The sequence below is a fragment of the Streptomyces sp. NPDC026500 genome (assembly GCF_055567635.1).
In genome coordinates this window covers 438,204-462,538 of record NZ_JBVHQB010000004.1, presented here as the reverse complement: position 1 = coordinate 462,538, position 24,335 = coordinate 438,204, and the positions used below count along the sequence as shown (strand labels likewise).

19 protein-coding genes are annotated in these 24,335 nt (G+C 71.0%); 6 read left to right on the top strand and 13 right to left on the bottom strand.

Annotated features, from left to right (window positions below; all coding sequences use genetic code 11):
• Positions 1-32: 32 nt before the first annotated feature.
• The 5 genes from ACZ4N5_RS10310 to ACZ4N5_RS10290 form a co-directional block, all read right to left on the bottom strand.
• Positions 33-3,890: a lipopolysaccharide biosynthesis protein gene (locus ACZ4N5_RS10310; RefSeq protein ID WP_467756657.1), complete on the bottom strand. Its 3,858-nt coding sequence runs from the start codon at positions 3,888-3,890 to the stop codon at positions 33-35.
• Positions 3,883-4,680 carry a polysaccharide deacetylase family protein gene (locus ACZ4N5_RS10305; RefSeq protein ID WP_467756656.1) on the bottom strand — a complete coding sequence of 266 codons (798 nt, stop codon included), beginning with the start codon at positions 4,678-4,680 and terminating at the stop codon, positions 3,883-3,885. The genes ACZ4N5_RS10310 and ACZ4N5_RS10305 overlap by 8 nt, the downstream gene beginning before the upstream one ends.
• Positions 4,677-5,690 carry a glycosyltransferase family 2 protein gene (locus ACZ4N5_RS10300; protein WP_467756655.1) on the bottom strand — a complete coding sequence of 338 codons (1,014 nt, stop codon included), beginning with the start codon at positions 5,688-5,690 and terminating at the stop codon, positions 4,677-4,679. Before ACZ4N5_RS10300 ends, ACZ4N5_RS10305 begins: the two co-directional genes overlap by 4 nt.
• On the bottom strand, positions 5,687-6,505 hold the full coding sequence (locus ACZ4N5_RS10295; RefSeq protein ID WP_355857158.1) for a glycosyltransferase family 2 protein: 819 nt from the start codon (positions 6,503-6,505) through the stop codon (positions 5,687-5,689). Before ACZ4N5_RS10295 ends, ACZ4N5_RS10300 begins: the two co-directional genes overlap by 4 nt.
• A gap of 511 nt (positions 6,506-7,016) precedes the next feature.
• Entirely contained in the window at positions 7,017-7,442 is a 426-nt protein-coding gene (locus ACZ4N5_RS10290; protein WP_467756654.1) for a hypothetical protein, read from the bottom strand.
• Between the two features lie 411 nt (positions 7,443-7,853).
• Here ACZ4N5_RS10290 and ACZ4N5_RS10285 point away from each other — a divergent pair, with 411 nt between their 5' ends.
• Positions 7,854-8,660 (top strand): SGNH/GDSL hydrolase family protein, encoded by an 807-nt coding sequence (locus ACZ4N5_RS10285; RefSeq protein ID WP_467756653.1) that lies wholly within the window; start codon positions 7,854-7,856, stop codon positions 8,658-8,660.
• Positions 8,661-8,759: 99 nt separating this feature from the next.
• Here ACZ4N5_RS10285 and ACZ4N5_RS10280 read toward each other — a convergent pair whose 3' ends face one another.
• From ACZ4N5_RS10280 to ACZ4N5_RS10265, 4 genes are all read right to left on the bottom strand, one after another.
• Complete coding sequence (locus ACZ4N5_RS10280; protein WP_467756652.1) at positions 8,760-10,397, bottom strand: serine/threonine-protein kinase; 1,638 nt, start codon at positions 10,395-10,397, stop codon at positions 8,760-8,762.
• A gap of 45 nt (positions 10,398-10,442) precedes the next feature.
• Complete coding sequence (locus ACZ4N5_RS10275) at positions 10,443-12,314, bottom strand: sulfite exporter TauE/SafE family protein (protein ID WP_467756651.1); 1,872 nt, start codon at positions 12,312-12,314, stop codon at positions 10,443-10,445.
• Positions 12,311-14,038: a tetratricopeptide repeat protein gene (locus tag ACZ4N5_RS10270; protein WP_467756650.1), complete on the bottom strand. Its 1,728-nt coding sequence runs from the start codon at positions 14,036-14,038 to the stop codon at positions 12,311-12,313. The genes ACZ4N5_RS10275 and ACZ4N5_RS10270 overlap by 4 nt, the downstream gene beginning before the upstream one ends.
• A 109-nt stretch (positions 14,039-14,147) precedes the next feature.
• Positions 14,148-15,686 carry a DUF4331 domain-containing protein gene (locus ACZ4N5_RS10265; RefSeq protein WP_467756649.1) on the bottom strand — a complete coding sequence of 513 codons (1,539 nt, stop codon included), beginning with the start codon at positions 15,684-15,686 and terminating at the stop codon, positions 14,148-14,150.
• Between the two features lie 400 nt (positions 15,687-16,086).
• Here ACZ4N5_RS10265 and ACZ4N5_RS10260 point away from each other — a divergent pair, with 400 nt between their 5' ends.
• The 3 genes from ACZ4N5_RS10260 (at position 16,087) to ACZ4N5_RS10250 (ending at position 17,858) form a co-directional block, all read left to right on the top strand.
• Positions 16,087-16,629, top strand: a complete 543-nt coding sequence (locus ACZ4N5_RS10260; protein ID WP_467756648.1) for a sigma-70 family RNA polymerase sigma factor — start codon at positions 16,087-16,089, stop codon at positions 16,627-16,629.
• A 55-nt stretch (positions 16,630-16,684) separates the two neighbouring features.
• The gene (locus ACZ4N5_RS10255) at positions 16,685-17,473 is read left to right on the top strand and encodes an anti-sigma factor (RefSeq protein ID WP_467756647.1); all 789 of its coding nucleotides are present in this window, start codon (positions 16,685-16,687) and stop codon (positions 17,471-17,473) included.
• Positions 17,474-17,588: 115 nt separating this feature from the next.
• Entirely contained in the window at positions 17,589-17,858 is a 270-nt protein-coding gene (locus ACZ4N5_RS10250) for a hypothetical protein (protein WP_365876787.1), read from the top strand.
• Between the two features lie 159 nt (positions 17,859-18,017).
• Here ACZ4N5_RS10250 and ACZ4N5_RS10245 read toward each other — a convergent pair whose 3' ends face one another.
• The 4 genes from ACZ4N5_RS10245 to hmgA form a co-directional block, all read right to left on the bottom strand.
• Positions 18,018-19,226 (bottom strand): CaiB/BaiF CoA transferase family protein, encoded by a 1,209-nt coding sequence (locus tag ACZ4N5_RS10245; protein WP_467756646.1) that lies wholly within the window; start codon positions 19,224-19,226, stop codon positions 18,018-18,020.
• Positions 19,227-19,296: 70 nt separating this feature from the next.
• Positions 19,297-20,511 carry a type ISP restriction/modification enzyme gene (locus ACZ4N5_RS10240; protein ID WP_467756645.1) on the bottom strand — a complete coding sequence of 405 codons (1,215 nt, stop codon included), beginning with the start codon at positions 20,509-20,511 and terminating at the stop codon, positions 19,297-19,299.
• Between the two features lie 41 nt (positions 20,512-20,552).
• Entirely contained in the window at positions 20,553-21,302 is a 750-nt protein-coding gene (locus ACZ4N5_RS10235; protein WP_467756644.1) for a GntR family transcriptional regulator, read from the bottom strand.
• A 49-nt stretch (positions 21,303-21,351) separates the two neighbouring features.
• The gene (gene hmgA / locus ACZ4N5_RS10230) at positions 21,352-22,692 is read right to left on the bottom strand and encodes a homogentisate 1,2-dioxygenase (protein ID WP_467756643.1); all 1,341 of its coding nucleotides are present in this window, start codon (positions 22,690-22,692) and stop codon (positions 21,352-21,354) included.
• A gap of 297 nt (positions 22,693-22,989) precedes the next feature.
• Between hmgA and ACZ4N5_RS10225 the strand changes: the two genes are divergently transcribed.
• Complete coding sequence (locus ACZ4N5_RS10225; RefSeq protein ID WP_467756642.1) at positions 22,990-23,637, top strand: nuclear transport factor 2 family protein; 648 nt, start codon at positions 22,990-22,992, stop codon at positions 23,635-23,637.
• Between the two features lie 64 nt (positions 23,638-23,701).
• Positions 23,702-24,319 carry a TetR/AcrR family transcriptional regulator gene (locus tag ACZ4N5_RS10220; protein WP_467756641.1) on the top strand — a complete coding sequence of 206 codons (618 nt, stop codon included), beginning with the start codon at positions 23,702-23,704 and terminating at the stop codon, positions 24,317-24,319.
• Positions 24,320-24,335: the final 16 nt, after the last annotated feature.

Here is a 24,335-nt window from a genome sequence, read left to right as displayed (position 1 = left end):
CACAGCCCCCTGCCCGCCGCGCGGTCCGTCCGTCAATTCATCGTCAGGAACCGCTGCACCAGTGAGGCCAGCAGGACCGCCAGCAGGGGCAGCGAGAACCAGAAGCTGCTCTGCAGCCACTGCAACTGCCGTATGCCGGGCCGCACCGCGATCCGGACGATCTCCCGTGCCGTCAACAGCACGATGAGGGCGATGGCCGCGAGGCCGCCGACGACCGACCAGGGTGTCCAGGTGACCTGCGGTCCGATCGGACCGGGATCGGCCCGCGGGACTCTGCCCTCGGGCTGCTTGCGCAGCGTGTACATGGTGACGTCGTCGTTGACCAGGACCTTCTTCAGTTCCTGCCGGTCGTCGAGGTTGGTGATCAGCCTCGATTCCCAGGTCGTCGAATAGCCCACGTCCATCTCGAGATAGACCACCTGGCTGCGGTTGATCATCAGATACGAGTTGGGGCCCGCGTCCTTGAGCGCCTTGACCAGCCCGGACACCAGGACCGGGTCGACGGGCGCGAGGGTGGGCACGTACTGCACCTTCTCCATGTCCTTGGCGCCCCAGGGCATCGCGGGTGTCACGTTGTCGAGGGTGTCGTTGCTCATCCACAGCAGCCGGACCGTCGGATCGTCGTGCGCGTACACGTAGTTCATGGCCGTGACTTCGCCCGGCCTGATCCGCTCGAAGGCCTCGTTGCCCCAACGGGCCACGAGGAAGCCGCCCATGAGGAGCAGGCCCGCCATCAGGGCGGCGATCGGGGCGAGGCTCACCCGGTCCTTGTCGCGTTCCTTCCCGGTGACTCCGGTGCGCGGGAAGAGCGCGAGTCCGGCGAGCAGGGCCGCGCCAGGGACGGCGAACATGAAGACACGCAGGGCCATTTCGCCGCCGTACGACTGCATGCCGAAGCCGAGGAACGGGACGAAGGTCAGGACGAGCAGCGACCGCTCGCGGTACTTGTGCTCGCGCCGCCGCCACCAGCCCCAGCAGGCGAAGACCATCAGAGCGCCGGCTAGCAGCACCCGGGTGTACAGCACGAGCTTGTGGGTCGAACTGCCGCCCTGGATACGGCCGGAAACCGACGTCGACACATTGCTGCCGACGCCGCCGACCCCGCCGAACAGCTCGTCGAAGTGGCCCGACCAGTACGGCTCGGCCATGAAGCCGACCCAGGCGGCGACCAGGACGGCGAACAGGATGGGCAGACCGCGCAGTTCGGAGCGGCCGACGATGACGAGCACCGCGAGGACGCCCAGCATCACGAAGGGGGTGAGCTGGTGCGCCGGGACGGTGGCCGCGAACAGGGCGATCAGGATCATGAGGAGCACGGCCCGCTGACGGCGGTTCGCCGGTTCGACCTCGGCCTCGCCCGGCCGCCGTTTCGCCCACAGCACGCGCGGCGCCCGGAACCACACGAGCAGGATCGCCACGAACATCAGGTACAGCAGGTAGGTGAAGCCCTGCGGGGAGAAGTAGTCCTGGCCGACCCAGCCGCAGAGGGCGAAGAACCAGATGCCCGTCCACTTGGCGCGCCAGCTCGCCCGCATCGAGCGGACGAGCAGGAACATCGGTGCCAGATAGAGGAGTTGGATGGTGAGCGGCCACCAGCGGATGACCTCGGTGAGGTCGGTGACCCCGCAGGCCCTCGCGACGAACGCGGCCGCCGCGAAGAAGCCGGGCCAGCTCCAGCGGGCGTCCAGGTCCGGTACGGCGGACCCCGTGCGGTCGATGTAGTCCAGGAACCCGAGGTGCTGCCAGGCGGTCGCGAACCGCGGTTCGGTCTCGATGACGGCCGGCAGCGCGTGCAGGGACACGACCGTGGCGAGCAGGGTGATCAGCAGCAGGCCCCGGTGCTCGCTGTTCATCCAGAGCAGTGAGGCGAAGACCGTGACCAGCAGAGCCGCGCCGACGAGGGTGGGCAGCGGGAGCACGGAGATCAGGCCGAGGCCGCCCATGCGGGCCAGGGAACCGTCGTTGAGGCTCAGCGCGGGCACCCAGTAGAGGAGCAGCGCGGAGAACAGGAGACAACCGAGGACGACGCCGGGCTTCGACGGGCGCAGGACGCGCCGGCGCAAGGACAGCGGTGGGTCGCCGGGCGGCTGCCGGCCGTCGGTGGCGGGCCGGGTCTCCGCGGCGGGCCGGGACTCGGCGGGCGATCCGTCGGCGGGCGTGCTCCGCGTCCCCGGCGGAGCGCTCCCCGGGTCCCGCGCCTCGAACGGGGCGTCGACCTCCGGTGTCTCCGACGGGCCGAGCGACGCCTCCGAGCCCGGCTCGCGGGCCTCGACCGGCAGACCCACGGACGGCTGCCGCAGCGCCCACGTCGGGCGCCGCGCCGCGGGTGTCCCGCTCGGCGGGGTGCCGGGCCCCGGACGCACGTCGGGCCTGCGTTCCTGGTGGTCGAAGTCGACGTGGACACCGAGGGCGAGGGTGTCGGAGTCGAGGGCCCAGGCGGGCCCGCGCTTCGGCTCGCGCGGCTCGGTGACGGCGACATCGCGCGCCCCCAGGTCGGCGAGGTCCCCGTCCGGCGCCGCGTCCTCGGGCCGCTCGGCGGGGGGTGCGGTGCGGACGATCCTGAACAGCCTCGGCGCGGCGATCGTCACGATCACCGCGAGGCTGGAGATCTCCGCGACGCCGGCGCCGGTCAGGCCCATACGGGGCAGCAGGAACACCGTGAGACCGAGCACGAGCACGCACAACAGGCCCTGGAGATAGGCGAGTCCGGAGGTCCGGCTCTGGGCACGCAGGACGGCGAAGTACGTCTCCATGACCACCCGCAGCAGCGCGCCGACGGCGAACCACCGCAGCAGCGGGGTCGCCGCGTGCGCGTAGCCGTCGCCGAACACGTGCAGGATGAACGGGGCGCCGAGGAAGAGCAGTCCGCACACCGGCAGCATGATCCGGGCCATGCGCTTGAGCGCGGCCCGGGTGTTGGCGGCCAGCCGCGCCGGTTCGTGCGACCCCTCGACGGTCAGCGAGGCGCCCATGTTGATGGCGAGCAGGTTGACCGTGCCGCCTATGGTCGTGGTGATGTAGAAGTACGCGTTGTCGGCGGAACTGACCTGCGACGCCACGATCACCGGGACGAGATAGACGACGGCGAGCGAGAACAGGGAACCGGTGTAGTCGCCGGCGAGGAAGCGGCCGATCTCCCTGAGCGACGGCGGCTTCGCGTGGTCCTTCGTCGCTCTTATGTGCCGCGGAACCAGCCGCCGGAACACCAGCAGCCCGAGCGGCACCACCGACAGGGCGATGGCGGCCACCCAGGAGACGAAGACGCCCGACGTGGGGATCGCGGCGGCGAGTCCGACCAGCAGCACCAGCTTCACCGCGGAGAACACGGTGTTGCCGACCGGCACCCACAGCGCGCTGCGCAGCCCCGTCAGCACGCCGTCCTGGAGCGTCAGCAGCGACCAGGCGATGACCGCGATGACGAATCCGAGCCCGTGGAGCGTGCCGTGCAGGAAGCGGTACGAGGGCCCCCATGCGTTCAGGGTGAGCAGGAAGATCCCGGCGGCCACCGCCACGACCACCGAACTGCCCGCGTACGTACGGAAGATGAGCCGCCCGGTAGCACGCCCCGCGACCGGGATGAAGCGGGCGAGCGCGCCCGTCAGCGTCACCGCGGTCACACCGGCGAGCAGCTTCATCGCGGCGATCGCGGCGGAACCCTGACCGACCGCCGCGTCGGTGTAGTAGCGGGCGGCGATCAGCCAGTACCCGAGCCCGAGCACCGCGGAGATCCCGGTGTTGAGCATGAGGGCGTAGGCGTTGCGGAACAGCTGGCTGCCCCCGTCGGCCCCCTTGCGGCCCCGGCCGGGCAGCCGCAGGCGGCGTCCCGGCCGCTGTTCGGGTGCCTCGGTCGTGGGCGTGGAAGCCTGGGTTGTGGTCGTCGTGTCAGACACGGGAACGGATGGCCTTCCGGCGGACCTGTCGTGCTCTTCGGACCATGGCGTACCCCTTGGTGAGGGCGCGGTCCCGGGCGAAGGTACGGGTGATCGCACGGCCCTCGACCAGCCGCTCGAACTCCTCGATACCGGTCGTACGACGCACGGTGACGCGCTGCAGGGCGTAGGGGCCCTGGCGTCGCCGTGCGAGACCGTTGCCGACGGCGAGCGACTGGGTGAACCCCGCCTCACGCACCGTACGGCGCACCCGTGGGCTGGAGTAGCCGTACGGGTACGCGAACGACACGGGGCGGGCGCCCAGTTCGTCGGCGATGATTTCCTTGCAGCGCAGCAGCTCGAACCAGAGCGCGTCGTCGGCGATCTGGTCGAGCTGCGGATGGGTGTGGCTGTGCCCGCCGATCTCCATCTGTTCGCCCGCGAGCCTGCGCACCTGGTCCCAGTCGAGCATGGCGTCGAGGCCGCCCCCGGTGTCGTACGCGCCCCTGATCCACCCCGTCGAGACGAACAGGGTGGACGCGAAGCCGTACTTGGCGAGCGCGGGCAGGCCGTGCAGGTGCACGCCCTCGTAGCCGTCGTCGAAGGTGATCAGCACGGGCCGCGCGGGCAGCGGTCCGCCCGAGCGCCAGCTCGACGCCAGCCGGGCGGTGTCGAGGGGTGTGAACCCGCGGTCGTCGAGCAGTGCCATCTGCTCGGCGAACGCCTCGGGGGAGACGGACAGCGCGCGGGTCGCGTCGTCGGGCGAGCGCGCGATGGAGTGGTACATCAGGATCGGTACCGGTTCGGTCATGCCGCCGCCCCCTCGTCGTCCGGGACCCCCTCGACCGCCGTGACGAAGACCACGGAGAACGTGGCCCCGCTCCGGCGGGCCCGGATGCTCCCGAGTACGTACCCCCCGGCCGCTGTCAGTACCCCGGCGACGATCGCGCCCGCGCGGCCCGCGCCGCCCGGCCGGGCCAGCGCCGCGTCCCGCAGACCGCGCAGCACGCCGGCCGGCAGCACCCGGGTCGAGTAGCGGCGTTCCGACTCAAGTCCCTTGTCGGCGCCGACACTTCGGGCGACCAGGGCTTTGGACAAACCTTCGGCGTAGGCGCGGGTACGGAAGTAGCCGAAGTGCTCGCGGGCCTCGGGCACCCGGTGGTGGATGACCGCGCGGTCGTCGATCAGCAGGATCGCGTCCGGCCGGGCACGGGTGAGGCGGATGCACAGCTCCGTCTCCTCGCAGCCCAGCGGACGTTTGTCGCCGTCCCGGCCGATGCCGGTCGCGAAGCCGCCCGCCGCGTCGAACGCCGTTCGGCGGAAAGAGGCGTTGCCGCCGAGGACATTGCGGACCCGTACGCGGCCCGGCGGCAGCCCCTTGTACGTGCAGCCCACCACCCAGTCGAACTCCTCGGGGAACCAGACCGGACGGCGGCCGGACGCCCAGATCGGCATCGTTCGGCCGCCGACGGCCATGACCCGCGGATCGGTGAAGCCCTCGGCGAAGTGCAGCAGCCAGTCCCGTTCGGCGACGGCGTCGTCGTCGAGGAACGCGATGACGGCCCCGTGCGAGGCGGCGATCCCGGTGTTGCGGCCGGCGGACAGACCGCGGGGGCCCGCGTTGGCGAGCACCCGCACCCCGTCGGTCTCCTTGTACTCCCTGCTCAGCCGCTCCAGGAGGACGGCGTTGTGGTCCACGACCAGCAGCGTCTCCAGGGCGGGCAGGGACTGCGCCCGCACCGAGGAGACCGCCGCGAGGATGTCCTCCCAGCGGTCCTCGGTGTAGACGCAGATCACCACGGAGATGTCCTGCGTGCTCAAGACACCTCTCCCTGGCCGGAGTCGAGCTGGGCGGCGTGCGGCCTGCGGCGCAGCGCGCGCCGGTTGGACCGTTCCTTGAGGATCACCTTTAGCACCCGCAGGCCGTCGCGCACGGCGCGCAGATTGCTGGTGCCGTGGATGCGGAGGTACTCGTGGCTGGGTATCTCCTGCACCTTCAGACCTGCCTTGACCACCCGGATGTTCATCAGGGTCTCGACCTCGAAGCCCGTGCAGTCGAGCTCGATCTTGTCGAGGCAGTGCCGCCAGAACGCGTTGTATCCGTAGCAGAGATCGGTGTAGCGGGCGCCGAACTTGGCGTTGACGGTCGCGCAGAGCACGCGGTTGCCGAGTTTGCGGATCGGCGTCATGTCGGACGTGCCGCCGCCGTTCGCGAACCGCGAGCCCTTGGCGAAGTCGGCCCCGGACACCAGCGCGGAGACGTACGACACGATCTCGTGGCCGTCCGCCGAGCCGTCCGCGTCGACCATCACGATGATGTCGCCGGTGCACGCCTCGAACCCGGTGATCAGGGCGTCGCCCTTGCCTTTTCCGCGCTGCTCGACGACCTTGACGTCCGGCCACAGGTCACGGGCCACTTCGACGGTGTTGTCGGTGGAGTTGCCGTCGACCAGGACCACTTCGTGGATCCACGAGGGAAGGGTCTTGAAGACGTAGGGGAGATTCTCCGCCTCGTTCATGGCGGGAATCACGACACTCACCGGTGGCGCGATGGCCAGGTGAGATGAGATGGGCCGGTACTTGGCGGCCACTAACGGATCATCGCCCGAGATGGCTGGGCGCAGGACTGAGCTCATGAGTCTGGTCCCTCTCGTCCGGTGGACCGCCCGCCCCTGGGCGGTCCGGCTCTTTGTCCGGTTCGAAAGGGGGGTTCTCACTGACGGCATGCTGAAATGGATCTCCGTACATGCCGGGTGAGCTGGCAAAGCTGGCCAGCTCCGAAAAGAGGAGCCGGTCGCGCGGCACGACTCGGCACAGGTCTGGTCACCGAGTACGGCACCCCCCAACCGCGCCCCGCGCCGGAAACCATCGCGGTCCTTGAGCCCTCCCCTAGAGCCGCTGATGATGGACCGATGCGGGTGAGATGTACGACGGTATTGACGATTGAGTCTGTATGGCAAGACCTGGAACGAGGCCTCACGTTTTTGTTGGTTTGACCGTTACTCAGCGCCTCGAGCGGATTTTTCCCATCCGTTTGAGGATTCCGCAGGCCGGCTCGAACCGCTCCGGCCGGGTGTCACCACCCACCCCTCGGGCGCGCCGATGTGCCGCGTCCTCGGGGAATCCTTGCCTTTCGGCCCCTGCCCATCAGGGGGTTCGTCGGCCCGTCGTGCGGTGGCGCCGTCGCCCCACCGACGCCGACAGCAGAATCAGCGAACTGAGCACGGCCACCGCCACGATCCCGCCGGGAACCGACCACCGGTGCACGGCGAGCATGCCCTGGGCCACCAGCATGTCCAGAGTGACCGCGCCGGCGAGGGACGCGAGGACGCGTCCGAAGGGTTCCAGCCCGCGCAGTGCGGCCGCGATGGCGGCCGACGGCGCCGCGAGCAGGAAGAACAGGGTGAACGGGCCGCGCAGGGGTGAGTTCACGTCGGCGAGCGCCAGAAGCGCGCCGACGCCCCCGACCACGGTCGCGGCACCCGCGAGCAGCGGCAGCAGGTCCCTCCCCGGACCCTTCCGCGACCGCTCGTCGGTGTCGGATGAAGATGTCTTGATGCGTATGGCCTGCATTGGCGACTTTGCCCCCCGAAGCGCCGGATGCCGGGCTTCAATGTGGCGCAACGGTCCTGCGGGCGTCAAGACGCGGACGGCGTTCCCGGGATTTCTGGCCGACTTTTGGACGCGTGCTTCCGGAGTTGACGCCTTCTTTCGGTAACTGCCGTGCGGATCAACAGAGTTGATGGCCCCGAACGGCGTCGCTGTGCCCTGTGCGGGACGTGCGCCTGGCCCCCTGGGGAGTTGACAGGGCGTCGTCCCGTGTCATCCGACCGTCATCCAACTGTCATGGACATGTAGCGAAATATGTGATGAACGGGGGCGAATCCGGCGGTTGAGGCCTAAGAGTCTTGGCATGGACACTTCCTGTCAACACGCGTAGCTGCTACCAAAGTTGTGGCAGAGATCCTGCTAAAGGGAGGTTCCATGAAACGTCCCAGATTTTCGGCATCCGTGACCTCACTCCTCCTCGCCGTCGGCCTCGCCCTCACCGGGGCATCCGCGGCGCAGGCGCAAACCGCGGCGGCCACCGGCTACGTGGCCCTCGGTGACTCCTATTCCTCCGGTGTCGGCGCAGGGAGCTACATCAGCTCCAGTGGCTCCTGCGATCGCAGCACGAAGGCGTACCCCTATCTCTGGAACGCCGCTCATTCACCCTCGTCGTTCGACTTCACCGCTTGCTCAGGCGCTCGTACGGGTGATGTCACGGCGAATCAGCTCGGCCCGCTCAGCTCCTCCACGGGTCTCGTCTCGATCACCATCGGCGGCAACGACGCCGGCTTCTCCGACGTCATGACGACCTGTGTCCTGCAGTCCGAGAGCACCTGTCTCGCGCGCATCGCCACGGCGAAGGCGTACGTCGACTCCACGCTCCCCGGCAACCTCGACTCCGTCTACTCGGCGATCAGCGCGAAGGCGCCGGCCGCCCATGTGGTCGTCATCGGCTACCCCCGCTTCTACAAGCTCAACGGCAGCTGCCTGACCGGACTCTCGGAGACCGAGCGGTCCGCGATCAATGGCGCGGCCGACTATCTGGACAGCGCGATCGCTCAGCGTGCCGCCGCCCATGGCTTCACCTTCGCCGACGTCAGGGGCAACTTCACCGGCCACGAGATCTGCTCCGGTGACGCCTGGCTGCACAGCCTGAACTGGCTGAACATCGGCGAGTCGTACCACCCGACCGCGAGCGGCCACTCCGGTGGATATCTGCCGGCCTTCTCCGGAGCCGTCTGACCTCCGGGCCCCCACCCCGGAACCCCTCGAGAATGCACCTGTCCCCGCCAGGGAGCACGTCCGCCCTGCCGAGGGACACCGTCAGCCCCGTAGCCCCCGTCAAGGGGATGCGGATACGGATGCGGAGGCCCCGTCCGTCGGGGTCTCCGTCGCACAAGTGATCGTGAAAGGAACGGAGTTGGAGGTCGTGTGGACCGGGCTGCGCACCTCCACGCTGATCGCGTTGGCGAACTCCCCGCTCGTGTCGTACGTCGTCGCCACGACCGTCTTCTGCTGTGTTCTGCCACCGCCCGCGGGGAACGAGAGCGTCTTCCAGCTCGGATCGGTCACGTCACCGGTCTTGGTCACCCAGCGGTACTCGACATCCACCGGAACGCGGCCCACCGTGAAGGTCACCGTGAACGAGGGGGCCTCCGTGCCGGGCGGCGGACAGACGCCGTTGTAGTCGGTGTCGTGACCCGCGACCGTCACCTGTACCGACTGCGCGGGTGGAGCGGTGGTCGAGTTCCCGCCCCCGGGACCGCTGCTGGAGGGACTTCCGCCGCCGGTCGCACCGGCGGTGGCAGCCTCGCTCGTCCTGCCGCCCGAGGTCCCGCCGCTGTCGGTGCCCCCGCTGCTGCTGTTCCCCTGCCCGCTGTTCCCGGCGTTTCCGTTGTCGCGGTTCAGCAGGGCGTACGTCAGCCCGCCGAGGGCGAGCGCCAGCGCGACCAGGCCTGCGATCAGGGCGACGGCCGCGCGGCGATTGCGGTCGGGCTCCGCCGTGGAGGTGGCCGAGGGCACGGTCGCGGGAGGTGGACCGAACCCCTGGGGCGGTGTCGGCGAGGACGGCGGGGGCTGGTTGAACGCCGCGATCGTCGGCGGGTCGGAGGAGACCCGAGGCGCGGCGCCCATGGGCCGCGTGGTCGCCGTACCGCCCCCCGCGACCACGCGCAGCTGGTGCTCGGCCGACTCCGCGCTCGTCCGTTCGGCCGGGTCCTTGGCGAGCAGCCCCTCGATCACGGGAGCGAGCTGACCGGCACGGCGGGGCACCGGCAACGGTTCGTCGACGATGGCCCGCAGGGTGCTGAGCGGAGTGTTCTGCCGGAAGGGAGAGTTGCCCTCGACCGCCGCGTACAGCAGCACTCCGAGCGACCACAGATCCGACTCGGGCCCGGGGGTACGCCCCAACGCCCGCTCCGGGGACAGGAATTCGGGCGATCCGATGACCTCGCCCGTCATGGTCAGGGCGGAGCTGCCCTCGACCGTCGCGATCCCGAAGTCCGTCAGGACGACCCGACCGTCGTTCGACATCAGGACGTTGCCCGGCTTCACGTCCCGGTGCAGCACCCCCGCCTCGTGCGCGGCACGCAGCGCGGAGAGCACCTCGGCGCCGATGTGGGCGGCGCGCTGCGGAGCCAACGGCCCCTCGGCGTCCAGCAGATCGGAGAGCGCGATGCCGCGGATCAGCTCCATCACGATCCAGGGCCGGCCGTCCTCCATGGCCACGTCGTACACCGTCACCACATTGCGGTTGGAGATACGGGCGGCCGCCCACGCCTCCCGCTCCAGGCGCGCGTACATCCGCTCGACCTCGGACGTCGGAAGTCCGGCCGGGGCGCGGACCTCCTTCACGGCGACCTCGCGCTGCAGCACTTCGTCGCGGGCGCGCCACACCGTTCCCATACCGCCTTCGCCCAAGGGCGAGAGCAGCCGGTAGCGCCCCGCGATCACACGTTCACTGCCCGGATCTTCGGACACGTGCGTCCCCCATTCGCATCCGCGCGTTTTCTCCCCAAAAGTAGCTCAGCCGAGTACGGATGCCGCCCCCTTGAGCACCAATCCAGCCCCAAGGGCTACGACGATCAACGCCGATCCCAGGGGTGCGGTCCTGCGGACCAGGAGCACGACGCGCCCCTCGGCCCACCGCCGGCGCCCGGCCAGGGCCCGGTTCATGCCGCTGCCGAGCTTGACGACGGCGAACCCGGCCGCCGTCAGCGTCAGGGCGAGCCCGACGCCGTACGCGAGAACGAGAAGAAGGCCGAACCAGGCCTGTCCGAGCGCCGCGGCGCCCACGAGCACGACGACCGCCGACGGACTGGGGACCAGCCCACCCGCGAAGCCGAGCAGGATCGTCCCACGGAGGGTGGGGGCGATCTCGTGGGTGTGGGTGAAGCCGCCGTGGGTGTGTTCGAGGGCGGGGGAGTGGGGGGTCTTGCCCGAGCGGTGGTCGTGGTCGTGGTCGTGCGGGTGCGGGTGCGGGTGCGGGTGCGGGTGGTCGTGGAGTTGGGTTGCGGTTGCGGTCGCGGTGCTGGCCGTCACGGACGCGGTGGCGTGAGCGAGCACCAGGGGGCGCGCGGGGTGGTCGGCGTGCCGGTGCGGGCCGTCCAGGTGATCGTGATCGTGGTCATGCCCGTGATCGTGATCGTGTGTGTGTTGGGGGGCGGGCGTGTGCTCGTGGTCGTGCGTGTGGCCCGGTCCGTGGTCGTGGGTGTGGTCATGGTCCGGGGCGGCCCGGTCCTGGCCGTGTTCGTGCGCGTGGTCGTGTCCGTGAGCGGATTCATGGGCGTGTTCGTGCGTGTGGCCCGTGTCGTGCGGATGTCCGTGGTCGTGCGTGTGCCCGTGGTCGTGCCCGAGTCCGGAGGGCCGGTTGCGCCAGGCCCTCCGCAGGAGCGTGGTGCCCGCCACGGTGACCAGGACACCGCTGGACACGCCGAGCCAGGCGATCACGGAGGGGGTGGCAGCCGAGCCCGCGGTGACCAGCAGGCCGAGTGCGACGACCCCGAGGGTGTGAGTGACCGTCACCGACGCGGCCAGGGGCAGCACGTCCTTCAGCCGGGCCCGGCCCCCGCGCGCCGCCGCCGTCGCGGCCATCAGGGTCTTGCCGTGGCCCGGCGCGAGCGCGTGCATCGCACCCAGGCCGACGGCGATGACCAGGGCCAGCGCGGCGAAGCCGAAGGTGAGGTCGTGCCGGGCCACCAGGTTGTTCAGGGCCTCGGTCCAGCGGTCGGCGCCGCGCGGGAGCACGGAGGCGGCCGGAGCGTCACGCCGCTCCTCGACGAGGGCGGGGCCGCCGGGACGGATCCGCAGCGACGCGGTGGCGGTGTCGGCGGGCGAGGAGAGCAGGGCCTTGGGGTACTCGGTCAGCTCCGCCGACACCGACTTCTTCGGTACGTCCGAGGAGGTGAGCGTCATCCGGTCACCGCGGGCGGTGATCTCGCGCCAGCCGGGGCCCCGGTCGGCGCCCGCGCTGTGGAATCCCACGGTGACCGTGCCCCTGCCCGGCATTGGCGCCGTCAGCCGGCACTCCACGCGCAGGGTGTTGAGTCCGGCCTGCCCCGGCCGCAGGTGGGCCCGGCTCGCGCCCGCGGTGAGCGTCACCGCCCGCCCGCCGACGGTGACCTTGCTGCCGTGCGCGGCGGTCTCGCACCGCTGCCGGGCCCAGTCGGTCATACCGAGCCGCTTGATGTCCGGCTTGGCCTGGGTGGCGGGGATCTCGGCCAGGTCCTCGACGTGATCGACGCGCAACTGCCCCGGGGCGGCGACGAGTCCGTCGTACCGGTTGACGGTGAAGTTGCCGAGCGGATGCGCGCTCGCCTGCCCGGAGGGGACCAGCACGAGTGCGCAGGCCGCCGTCAGGATCGTGCCGCAGAGGGCGAGGAACCGAGGCGCCCTCACTGCGCGGCCTCCAGTGCCGTACGCGCCTTGCGGGCGCCCAGCGGCGAGAATCCCGGGTTCAGGTCCAGGGCCGCCTTCAGCGCGGTGCGGGCCTTGTCGGTGTGACCGGTGGCCTGCTCGATGACGCCGAGGTGGTAGAGGAAGGACGCGTTGCGGTAGCCCGTCGCCGTGGCCCTGCGCGCGTACGGCAGGGCCTCCGCGTCGTGGCCCGACACATGAAGCGCCCAGCCGAGCGCGTCCGCGGTGTGCACGGTGTGCCGGCGGGCCCACTCGGCGCGGGCCGCCTGCAGCGCGGCCTTGTGGTCGCCGTGGTCGGCGGCGGCCAGCGCGGTGTCCAGGTCGGCGTTGACGCCGTAGGCGTGGGCGAGAGAGATCCAGGCGTTCACCAGCGTGTACTGGTCGCGGGCCTTCTGCGCGTCGCCCGCCCCGCCACGGGCCTCGTACAACTCGCCCAGTTCGACGAGGGGTTGCGGAAGCGGGTAACGCTGTACGACCTGCTCCATCCCCTTGATCGCCGCCGCACGGTCGCCCAGCGCGGCCTGGGTGCGGGCCCGGCCTTCGAGAGCGGGGAGATAGCTGTCGTCGGCGGCGAGCGCCCGTGCGTAGTACGTGAGGGCGGAGTGGTACTCGCCCTGGCTCCAGGCCAGTTGGCCGAGCGCGGTCGTCACGTACGAGATGTCGCCGCGGCTGGTCGCCGTCGTGAGCGCCTGCTGCAGGACCCGGCGGGCGGTCTTCACGTCGCCCCGCAGCTCATGGACGTAGGCGTACCGGGTGAAGACGGGGACGCCCGGCCGCCGGGAGTCCGCCAGGTCGGCCGCCTTCGACGCCTCGTCGTAGCGGCCGAGTTCGACGAGTGCGTCGATACGGGAGGACAGCGCGCGCTCGCTGTAGGGATTCTGCTTCAGTGCGAGGTCCGCGTACTTCAGGGCGCCGGCGAAATCGTGGCGGGCGGCGGCGAGGGCGGCCCGCCCGGCGAGCGCGGGGTCGTAGTCGGGGCGCAGCTTCAGAGAGCGGGTGAGAGCTTCCTGTGCCTGCGGATAGCGGGAGGGATCGCCCTTGGTGCGGGCCTGTTCGACGTAGGCGAGGCCGAGCGTCGCCCAGCCGCTGAAGTCCTTGGGCTGAGTGCGGAGATGGGCCTGGAGGGAGAGGATGCTCGCGTCGAGGTCGCCGCTCGCGAGCAGCTGAGGTGACACGCCGTTGGACACCGCCGCGACGGCGGGAGTCGTCGCGCCGTCCCGCAAGGCCCCGAGCACCACCGCGCCCGCCGTCATGGCGACGGCCAACGCAGCGGCGCAGAAGCCGAGTTGAGCGGCCCGCCAGCGACGCTGCGACTGCGACAGCCGACGCACGGCGGCCACTCGCTCGTCGGCCGCCTCCGCGACGTCCGCTGTGCCCTCGCCGGATGTGACTGTCGCCGTGTCCTCGGCGGACGCGGCCGTCGCGGTGTCCGGGGCGGACGCAGCTTCGCCGGTGTCCTCGTCGGACGCGACTTCGCCGGTGTCCTCGGCGGGCGTTGCTTCCGCGGTGCCCGTGTCGTGCGCCGGCACCTCGATGGCTTCGAGGTCGGCGTCGGCGTCGGCGTCCTCACGGGGCACGGTGCCCGTGGTGTCCTCGGCCGGCGTTGCTTCCGCGGTGTTCTCGGCGGGCGTGGCCCCCACGGTGCTCTCGTCGGGCGTGGCCAATTCGGCGTCCGGCGTCGCGTTGTCGTTCGTACGCGGGGACATGCCCTCTCCTCAAAGTCCTTGGCGGAACGGTCGTTGTGGGGGTGGGGGCGGCGCGGCCCGCACCGTGGGGGGTGAATTGCGTGCGGGCCGCGCCAGTCGGTGAGCCGGGTCAGTAGGCCCGGTTGTACATCCGTCGGCGCCACCACAGCAGACCGGAACCGATGAGCAGGATGCCGGCCGCGCCCGCCGCGGCGGAGCCCGCGATCAGCACGGTGTCGGTCCCGCCGCCGGAGGTTCCGGCAGGCTGGAGCGCGTCGCCGAGCTGGCTGCGCACATCGGTCCCGCTGGTCGTGCCCTTGGCGAGCGCGCCGCGCGAACCCGAGGTCGGCTCGGCCACGTACGGGAACGACTTCTCGAAGCTCTTGTCGTTCTTGTCGACCGCGTCGCCCAAGTCGTTCTTGGAACCGACGAGTTCACCCTCGACGACCTGGAGCGAGGCGTCGATCACGTCGTCGGTGAGCCGGCGACCGTTCGGGAAGCCCGCGTTGTCGCCGTCGAGCACACCGAGCCGTTTGGGGTGCATGGACGGCTTGATCGAGGTGTTGAGGCGCAGTTCCTCCGCCGGGCGCACGTGGGGCGGCTGGTTGAGGCCCTTCACGCCCTTAAGGAACACGTCGACCAGGTCGTTGCGGGGTTCGGCCGGGGCCTTGATCTTGTAGATCCCCTCGATGAGCTTCGGCAGCTCCGGGTTGGTCACGTTCTTGAGGAACTGGGCGTCTTCCCAGGGCGCGGACGCGTTGAACTTGTCCTTGTCCTTCTGCGGGTTGACGACCTCGTTGACCAGCGGCATGCCGAGGCGGGAGACCTGCCGGTAGCGGCCGCGGGCGTCCTTGCGCTGCGTGGTGGACCAGATGCCGACGATCGGCTGTCCGGCCGACTCGCGGATCATGCGGTTCGGGACCTGGAGGGCTATGGAGTTGACGTTGTAGCCCTTGAGGGTGTCCCGCCCGACCTCGGTCAGATTCCCGCCGTACAGCAGGTCGAAGACGCGCAGGTCCAGGAAGAACGGGTCGTCCGCCTGGCCGGCGAACGTCGTCGAGCCGCCCGGGATCTTGGACACCGCCTGGTAGCGCAGTTTGGCGTAGTCCGGCATCGACGCCTTGCCGACGTTGGACGGAGCGACAGGAACGTCGTCCGCGACCTTGGTCCGCGACACCAGCCTCTGGTTGTGCAGTCGCAGCAGATCGATGTCGTACGTCTGCGTGATGTTCAGGTCGGGGTCGTTGAGGCTGGTGACCGGACCCGTGTTGTAGAGGAAGGTGTTGCCGTTCTTGCGGTGCGTCTTGAAGGTGTAGCGGTAGATCAACTCGCCCTGTGCGTCACCGTCGTTGTCGATGTGAATGTCGTACTGGGCGTCGTCGGCGAACGTGTAGAAGTTCGGGCCGCCGGCGGGCTCCTCGAAGGGAATCCAGTTCGCCACGATCGTCGTCGTGTCGGGCTTGTCCGGGCTGACGAACGCGTACACGTCCGTGTTGTCGTACTGGGGAGTGCCCGAGATCAGCGGGGCCTCCCGGTGGCTGGAGGCGGAGGCCGCCCCCGGTACCAGCGCGGTCACGCCGGCGGCTGCGAGCCCCCCGGCGGCCAGCGCACCACATACGAGGGTCGCGAGCGTCCTGCGTCCCACGCCGCTCCTGGAGATAGGTGTCATGCCGTCCGTCCTCTGTCCAACTTGCCTGACGCACGCCATTCGGAGCGGTCGCCGGGGTGGATTGGTCGAATCCCAAACGTGTTTACGGCGGTTCTCTCCGCTTGTTTCATCGGCGGGCCCGTTTCTTCGGCGACGGCCCGCGAACCGGTCGGCCTGCGACTCGGGAAACCGGTCGGCCTGCGTCTCGGGAAACCGGTGGGCGGTGGCCCCGCGAACCGGCCGGAGCCGGCCTCGCGGACCGGTCGGTCGCGGTCACTCGAACCGGTCGGCCTCGGCCACGTGAACTGAGCGGCGGCGGACACGCGTTTTCGGCTCGCTGATCCGTAACCCATCCGTAGACAGGTTCGCTGCGAAGACGTAGGGGAAGGGACGGGCCGTGCACGGCCGGAGAGGGGGACGGGTGGAGGCTGACGAACTACTGGTGCTGGTGGCCGGAGGCGACCAGAAGGCGTTCGAGGAGCTGTACGGACTGGTGTCCGGGCCGGTGTTCGGACTGGTGCGCCGCGTGGTGCGGGACCCCGCACAGTCCGAGGAGGTGTCGCAGGAGGTCCTGCTCGAACTCTGGCGCTCCGCCGCGCGGTTCGACCCCGGACGCGGCAGCGCCCTGTCCTGGGTCCTCACCCTCGCGCACCGCCGTGCCGTCGACCGGGTGCGCAGCGCCCGCGCGGCCACCGAACGCGAGCAGCGCGAGGGGAAGCGCAACCACCACCCCGCTTTCGACCAGGTCGCCGAGGAGGTCGAGGCCGGGCTCGAACGCGAGTGGGTCCGCCGCTGTCTCGACCGGCTCACCGCCCTGCAACGCCAGTCCGTCACCCTCGCCTACTACGACGGCTACACCTACCGTGAAGTCGCCGAGCGGCTCTCCCTGCCCCTCGGCACTGTCAAGACCCGTATGCGCGACGGGCTCACCCGCCTGCGTGAATGCCTGGGAGGAGTCGCGTGAACGTCGACGACTGCCCGCCCGGCCACCATCCACACGGAAGAGAGAGGGGTGCCGTATGAGCGTCCTCGACCGACTGCTGGGCCGCGATCTGCACTCCCTCGCCGCTCCCTACGCCCTCGACGCGCTGGAAAGCGACGAGCGGCGCCGCTTCGAACGTCATCTGAAGGGCTGTGACCGCTGTGCCGACGAGGTGCGAGCGTTGACCGAGGACGCGGTACGGCTCGCCTGGTCCACGGCGGCGTCCCCGCCGGCCGCGCTGCGCGAGCGGGTACTGACCGCCGTACGGACGACACCTCAGGAACCGGCCGGCCGGGACCTGCCCCGCGCCCGGCCGGTCCATCAGCCCGCGCGTGCGCGTGCCCCCCGGCTCCGCCCGTTGTTCGCCCCGCTCGCCACCACCACGGCCGCCGCGGCACTCGTCGTCGCCTCCTTGTTCGCCGTGCAGGCGACCCAGGCGCGGGACGACCTGGACCGGGAGCATGCCCAGGCGCGTGAGATCGCCCACGTTCTCGCGGCGCCCGACGCGCGGGCGACCGCCGACCGGGACGCACGGGGACGCGGAATCGGAGTGGTGGCCTCCGCGTCGGAGCGGAGCGCCGTCGTGACGCTGAGCGGACTCGGCACTCCCTCGGGCGGGCGCGTCCATCAGCTGTGGCTCATGCGCCCCAACGAGAAACCGCGTTCCCTCGGCCTCTTCGAGGGCGACACGCCCCTCGTCGCCGACGGACTGAATACGAACGCGACGTCACTCGCAGTGACCGTCGAACCTCACGGGGGCTCAGGGCAGCCCACTACCAGGCCGGTTGTTCAACTCGCCCTGGAAACGGTTGGATTCGGAGAGTAATCGTCAACCCCCTTACGGGGAAGGTGAATCCTTTGGCCGAGATACACGAGCGCCACGAGGGGGCGATAGGGTTAGTCTGCCCGGGCCGGGTGGACTTGTACGGGTGGGGAGTGACATGGAACAGATAACAGTGCGCAGCAGGGCACGCGTCCCTGCGATCACGTGCGGGAGCAGCGCGACCAGTTCGCGCCTCGACCGTCATCTCGCGGTGCTCGGTGGCCCTGCCATACCGCAGCGCGAGACGCTCGAGGCGACGTCACTGATGCGTGAGCTCACGGCGCGTGACACCGCGCACGACAGCGGCTCCAGGGGTGCGCGCGTGCGGCGGGTCTCGCTCTTCGCGCCGCTCAGGCGGCTGCGCCGTTCGCTGTTCGGCGACCGCTGAGCGGCTGTCGGCACCGGCCTTTCCCGACCCGCGCTCCGGTGGCTCCGCCGACCCGGCGCAGCGCTGCCCTTCCGCGTCCGTCATCCCCACGGCGGGTAGCGGCGCCCGGTGGTCACCACAGCCGGAGCGCGGGTCACCCCCTTCACCGAGCCGTGAGGCTCAGCGCACCACTCCGTCCCGCCGCAGCTCGGCGACGTCCGCGTCCGTCATGCCCAGCGCCCGCAGCACCACCCCTGTGTGCTCGCCGAGCCGCGGGACGGCCCCCATGCGCGCCTCCTCCCCGCCCGGCAGCGTGATCGGAGGCAGCAGCGCCCGCAGCGGCCCGACGGGTGAGTCCACTTCGCGCCAGCGGTTCCTGGCCGCCAGCTGCGGATGCTCCGCCACCTCCCGCACGTCCCGCAGTCGTGCGCAGGCGATGCCCGCGGCCTCCAGACGGGCCACCGCCTCGTCGGCGCCGAGTGCGCCCAGCGCCTTCGCCACCAGCGTGTCCACGCGCTCCCGGTTCGCCACCCGTGCCGGGTTCGTCGCGAACTCCGGACCGTCCGCCAACTCGGGTTGTCCCAGAACCTGTTGGGCGAGCCGTCGCCACTCCCGGTCATTCTGCACCGACAACAGCACCCGCCCGCCGTCCGCCGTCGAATAGACGTCGTAGGGAACGATGACGGCATGGGCGAGGCCGGTGCGTTCCGGTGGGGTCCCGCCGTGCATCGCGTGGTGCAGCGGATGTCCCATCCACTCCGCGAGCGCGTCCAGCATCGACACCTCCACCGGGCCCCCGCGTCCGGTCGTGCCGCGCCGCACCAGGGCCGCGAGGACCCCCGAGAACGCGTACATGGCCGCCGCGATGTCCGCGGCCGGGATGCCCGCCTTCACCGGCTGCTCGGGCGTCCCCGTCACCGACACGAGCCCCGCCTCGCACTGCACGAGCATGTCGTACGCGCGTTTGCCGGCGTACGGCCCGGACGGCCCGTACCCCGAGATGTCCACGGCGATCAGCCGCGGATGCTCGGCGCAGAGGGTCACCGCGTCCAGGCCCAGCCGGGCCGCCGCTCCCTGGGCGAGGTTCTGCACGAACACGTCCGCGTCCGCGACGAGCCGGCGTACGACGTCCAGCCCGCGCGGGTCCTTCAGGTCGAGGGCGACGGACTCCTTGCCCCGGTTGCACCACACGAAATGCGAGGCCAGCCCCCCGGCCGCGGTGTCGTAGCCGCGGGCGAAGTCCCCGCCGTCGATCCGCTCGACCTTGACGACCCGGGCACCGAGATCGGCGAGCTGCCGGGTGGCGAAGGGCGCGGCGACGGCTTGTTCGACGGCGATGACGGTGATGCCTTCGAGCGGCAGAGGCTGTGGCTGCATGCCGTGGATCATGACCCCTCGGCAATAGTTTTGTCATGCATGGATGTCCACGGGGCGATCCCGTGTTCCTGGCGGGGCAGCGCTAGATCAGCGCGAACTGGCCCTCCGGGCCCTCTTCGTGGTGGTCGAGCACCGAGGCCGGACGGCGTGCCGTGTCCGGGACCGGGAGCACCCCGGCTGTGCGCAGTTCGGTCCGGGTGATCGGTGATCGAAGCTCCAACTCCTCCTGCTGGGGCCGCAGTTCCGCGAGCAGCGCGAGCACCGTGACGAGTTCGAGGAGTTCGGACGTCCACGCCTGCGGCCAGCCGGCGGGGCCGATCGCCTCCAGAGTCCCCGGCTCGGGTGCCCCGGTCCTGGCCGCGAACCACTGCTCGAGCACGCGCACGCCGCCGACCTCGAAGTCCCAGGCCTCGGGCGGCACGGGCGAGATCCGGCCCTCGCCGAGATGCAGGGACTCCTCGGCGCGGTCGTAGTACGGGTCGGTGAGGAGAGGTCCCGCGGCCGGGCGGGGTCCGTGGGGGAGGGTGGTCAGCGGCGCGCGGACGTACGGGCGCCGCCCGCCGGGGAGCTTGGGGCGTTCGCCGTCGCGACGCATCAGCCACAGGATCCGGCGGCCCAACCCGACCCCGTACGCCCACGCTTCGGGGTCGGCGGTGAGCGGGACCAGGCAGCCGTCCCGTCCGTGCCGGGCGACCGCCATCGTCCAGGCGAGCACGTCCACCGGGGCGGGGGAGTGACCGAGACGGGTGCCGAGGAACTCCAACAGGCCCGGTGCCAGGTTCGGTTCACGGCCACCGGGACGCCGGTAGAGGGGACGCACCCGGCCGCCGCGGCCGGCGCTCAGCGGCAGCACGGACGCGGCCAGCAGGACCGGACCGGACGCCTCGGGCCCGGAGGTCTGCTCGACCGCGAACACCTGGTCCTCGTCGGTCACCCGCCACAATTCGGGGCGCGCCGAGTCGATCAGCCGGTGGTCGGGAATCAGCCACTGCTCGTCGAAGGGGGCGCTCAGCACGCGTACCGGGGCGGGGCACGGGTCCGACGCCCGCGCCAGGCGGCCCGTCCCGCTGGACTGGCCGGGCAGCTGGGCGACCGCGGACTGCGTAGTGCGCGCCCGGGTCGGCCCGAACAGCGCCTCGCGGTCCGCCCCTTCGGCCCGCACGAGAGCGTCCCAGCGTGCCTTCAGGGATGCCGCGTCGGGGGCCGTCGGCCACCTCCGGCCCAGCCTCGGCGGTGCGACGGACCACGGCATGAGGTCCGCGAGCAGCGGAGCGGCATCGGGCGTCACGCTCGGCATCGTACGACGCGGGCGCCGCGCGCCGTCCCCGTACGGCATCGTCAGTGGGCGTCGAGGGTGACCGTGAACGAGAAGCGGTCGCCCCGGTAGTGGATGACCGCCACGTCCAGCGCCTGCCCGTCCTTGCCGTAGATGATGCCCGTGTAGCGCAGGATCGGGCTGAGCAGCGGCACTTGCAGCAGGCGCGCCGTCTCCGGGTCCGCGAGCCGGGCCTCCACCGTGTCGGTGATCCGGCTGATGCCGACTCCGAGCACGTCCCGCAGCACCTTGGTCATCGGCCAGCGGATCAGATCCTCCCGGTCGATACGGTCGGCCAGCTCCGGCCGGAGGTAGTTGCGCGCGTGATTCGTCGGCTCGCCCGTCGTCTCGTCGCTGCGCAGCCGGTGGTACGTCGCCACCTCGTCCACATCCGGGAAGAATTCCGCCAGTTCACCCGAAACCGGCGCCTTCCCCTGATCCAGCAGCTCGGTCGTCATGCCCGACTGCTGGGCCACGATCGCGTCCACCGAGCCGAGCAGCCGCACGGGCGCGCCCCGCTGCGCGCTCGGCTCGATGAACGTGCCCCGCCGGCGGTGCCGGGTGATGAGCCCCTCGACCTCCAGCTCCTTGAGCGCCTGCCGCATGGTCAGCACGCTCACCCCGTAGTGCCCCGCGAGCTGCTCCTCGGTGGGCAGCCGCAGCGGGTCCTGGGGGGAGCGGCCGAGTATCGAGGCACGCAGGGACTGCGACACCTGATACCAGAGCGGCAGCTTGCGGTTCAGGACGATCGAGTCCGGAGCAAAGGAGGTCACGAGGTATCCGTACAGGTCGCGGGCGTGGAAGGCAACGGCCGGTGAACCCTCAGTCGATCGCGCGGAAGTGCCGTCCAAGGCCCTGCCACACGTCGTCGTAGCCGCGCTGGAGGTGCTCGGCCCGCGCCGCCTGGGCCGTCGCGGTCACCGGCCAGCGCGTCTCGAACATGAAGGCGAGCCCGTCGTCGATCTTCTGTGGCTTCAGCTCGGCGGCGCTGGCGCGGTCGAAGGTCTCCTGGTCCGGTCCGTGCGCCGACATCATGTTGTGCAGCGAGCCGCCCCCCGGCACGAACCCCTCCGCCTTCGCGTCGTACGCGCCCTCGATGAGCCCCATGTACTCGCTCATCACGTTCCGGTGGAAGTACGGCGGCCGGAACGTGTCCTCGCCCACCAGCCAGCGCGGCGCGAAGACGACGAAGTCGACACCGGCCAGACCCGGGGTGTCGGACGGCGACGTCAGCACCGTGAAGATCGAGGGGTCCGGGTGGTCGTAGCTGATGGAGCCGATCACATTGAAACGGTGCAGGTCGTAGATGTACGGCACATGGTTGCCGTGCCAGGCGACCACGTCCAGCGGCGAGTGGTCGTACGTCGCCGTCCAGAGGTTGCCGCAGAACTTGGTCACCACCTCGACCGGGCCCTCGACGTCCTCGTAGGCGGCGACCGGGGCGTGGAAGTCCCGGGCGTTGGCGAGGCCGTTGGCGCCGATCGGGCCGAGGTCGGGCAGCTGGAACGGGGCCCCGTAGTTCTCGCACACATACCCCCGGGCGCCGCGGCTCCGGCCGCCCTCCGGCGCCAGGTCCAGCAAATCCACCCGGAAGCGCACCCCCCGGGGGATCAGCGCCACCTGCCCCGGCTCCACATGCAGCAGCCCGAACTCGGTGCGCAGCAGCAGGCCACCGCGCTCCGGGACGATGAGCAGCTCGCCGTCGGCGTCGCTGAACACCCGCTCCATCGAGGAATTGGCGTGATACAGGTGGACCGCGATCCCGGTGCGCTGGGCCGCGTCGCCATTGCCGCCGAGGGTCCACAGGCCCGCGAGGAAGTCCGTCCCGGCGGGAGGTTCGGGCAGCGGGTTCCAGCGCAGCCGGTTCGGGTCGGGCACCGACTCCGTGAAGGGCGCCGTCCGCAGGGTGCCGTTGTCGGTGCGGGTGAACGCGGGGTGCGCGGCGGACGGCCGGATCCGGTACAGCCACGAGCGCCGGTTGGACGCCCTCGGCTCGGTGAACGCCGAGCCGCTCAGCTGTTCCGCGTACAGGCCGAGCGGTGCGCGCTGCGGCGCGTTGCGGCCGTGCGGCAGGGCCCCGGGGACCGCCTCCGAGCTGTGTTCGTTGCCGAATCCGGAGAGGTAGACCAGCCCCTCGGCCGTCTTCCTCGCGTCCCCGCTCATGATCGCTCCCTCGCGCCTGATTCCTATGCATCACCGTAGGATTCGGTGGTGCCCCGCGCAAGGGGTAGCCCGGGCGCATCGTCCGGGATCGGCCACGAGCCGTGCGCGGATGTCCGCGCGGCCGGGGCCGTGGGGCCGGTTCGGGGGCGGGCTCGGGACCGGTTCGGGACCGTCCGGGGCCGGCTCCGGGGTTGGCCGGAATTCCCACGGGAGTTGTCCTCAGGGATGTCCGCACGGCCCAAGAAGCCGACTCCAGGGGGATCCGGCCGTAAGGGGCCTTGTTCTACGCTCCCCGACATGCGAGGGACGCGTGGACTGCTCGTCGCGCTAGCGGTCTGCGCGCTGCTCGGCGGAGCCGCGGGCTGCGGCGCCGGTGACGCGCACGAGCGGGGGGTCACCGTCTCGGCCTCGCCCGTGGGCACATTGCTCGACGAGATGGACGAGGAGGGACGGCTCTACCGCGAGGTGGGCAAGAAGGGGGCGCCCGAGGTCGCCATCGAGATCCAGCCGGACTCCGCCGGCGGCTGGGACGTGCGGCTGACCGTCCGCAACTTCCGCTTCTCGCCCGCGGGCGCGCGAGCCGTGCCGGTCGCCGGGCGCGGCATCGCCCACCTCTACGTCGACGGCCGCACCGTCACCCGGCTGCGCACCGCCGAGTACCGCCTGGCCGGGCACCTCGTACCGCGCGGCACCCACCACGTCACCGCGCGGCTGTACGCCGACGACGGCACCGTGTGGGCCGTCCACGGCAAGCCCGTCGAGAGCACGGCCGACATCACGGCGTCCGATTCCGGTTCGGTGCCCGGCCCGGAATCGGCGACACCCGAGGCGGCGACCACGGGGGCGGCGACCTCGGCGGCGTCCCCTCCACAGGCGACGACATCGACGGCCTCCCGGGCTGCTTCGCAGGCCACGCGAAGGGCGGTGGTCCCGAAGGCGAGATGAGTGGTCACGGCACCGAGGTGCGTACTGAGGGGGGAGGTTCACCGGACCCCGGCGGAAAGGCATCATGAAGACCGTGCCCCATGCGACCTCGCTGCGCAGAGCGCCCGTACAGCGGCGCAGCGCAGAACGACTGACCAGAATCCTCGACGCCTGCGCCGACCTCCTCGACGAGGTGGGCTACGACGGACTGAGCACGCGGGCCGTGGCTCAGCGGGCCGGTGTGCCCATCGGCTCCGTCTACCGGTTCTTCGGCAACAAGCGCGCGATGGCCGACGCTCTCGCCCAGCGCAACCTGGAGATCTTCGCCGAGCGCGTCACCCTGAGCCTGCGGGAGACGGGCGGGGGAGGCTGGCGGGCCGCGATGGACGCGGTGCTCGACGAGTACCTCGCCATGAAGCGCACCGCGCCGGGCTTCTCCCTCGTCGACTTCGGCAACCAGATACCCGTCGGCGCCCGCTACGCCGAGCCCAACACCCGGGTCGCCGACCGGCTCACCGACCTGCTCTCCGGCTATCTCGACCGCGAGCCGGACGAGGATCTCCGCCGCTCCTTCCTGGTCGCCGTGGAGACCGCCGACACCCTGGTCCATCTGGCCTTCCGGGTCTCCCCCGAGGGGGACGAGCGGATCATCGAGGAGACGCGCGAGCTGCTGCGGGCGTATCTGGCGCGGGTCCTCGACTGACCGGTCCCCTCCCGGG

Bases quoted from the DNA above. Each gene is read 5' to 3' on its own strand.
- ACZ4N5_RS10305 (WP_467756656.1), bottom strand. From the start codon at position 4,680: ATGACCGAACCGGTACCGATCCTGATGTACCACTCCATCGCGCGCTCG.
- ACZ4N5_RS10295 (WP_355857158.1), bottom strand. From the start codon at position 6,505: ATGAGCTCAGTCCTGCGCCCAGCCATCTCGGGCGATGATCCGTTAGTG.
- ACZ4N5_RS10290 (WP_467756654.1), bottom strand. From the start codon at position 7,442: ATGCAGGCCATACGCATCAAGACATCTTCATCCGACACCGACGAGCGG.
- ACZ4N5_RS10285 (WP_467756653.1), top strand. From the start codon at position 7,854: ATGAAACGTCCCAGATTTTCGGCATCCGTGACCTCACTCCTCCTCGCC.
- ACZ4N5_RS10270 (WP_467756650.1), bottom strand. From the start codon at position 14,038: ATGTCCCCGCGTACGAACGACAACGCGACGCCGGACGCCGAATTGGCC.
- ACZ4N5_RS10265 (WP_467756649.1), bottom strand. From the start codon at position 15,686: ATGACACCTATCTCCAGGAGCGGCGTGGGACGCAGGACGCTCGCGACC.
- ACZ4N5_RS10255 (WP_467756647.1), top strand. From the start codon at position 16,685: ATGAGCGTCCTCGACCGACTGCTGGGCCGCGATCTGCACTCCCTCGCC.
- ACZ4N5_RS10250 (WP_365876787.1), top strand. From the start codon at position 17,589: ATGGAACAGATAACAGTGCGCAGCAGGGCACGCGTCCCTGCGATCACG.
- ACZ4N5_RS10245 (WP_467756646.1), bottom strand. From the start codon at position 19,226: ATGATCCACGGCATGCAGCCACAGCCTCTGCCGCTCGAAGGCATCACC.
- ACZ4N5_RS10240 (WP_467756645.1), bottom strand. From the start codon at position 20,511: ATGCCGAGCGTGACGCCCGATGCCGCTCCGCTGCTCGCGGACCTCATG.
- hmgA (WP_467756643.1), bottom strand. From the start codon at position 22,692: ATGAGCGGGGACGCGAGGAAGACGGCCGAGGGGCTGGTCTACCTCTCC.
- ACZ4N5_RS10225 (WP_467756642.1), top strand. From the start codon at position 22,990: ATGCGAGGGACGCGTGGACTGCTCGTCGCGCTAGCGGTCTGCGCGCTG.
- ACZ4N5_RS10220 (WP_467756641.1), top strand. From the start codon at position 23,702: ATGAAGACCGTGCCCCATGCGACCTCGCTGCGCAGAGCGCCCGTACAG.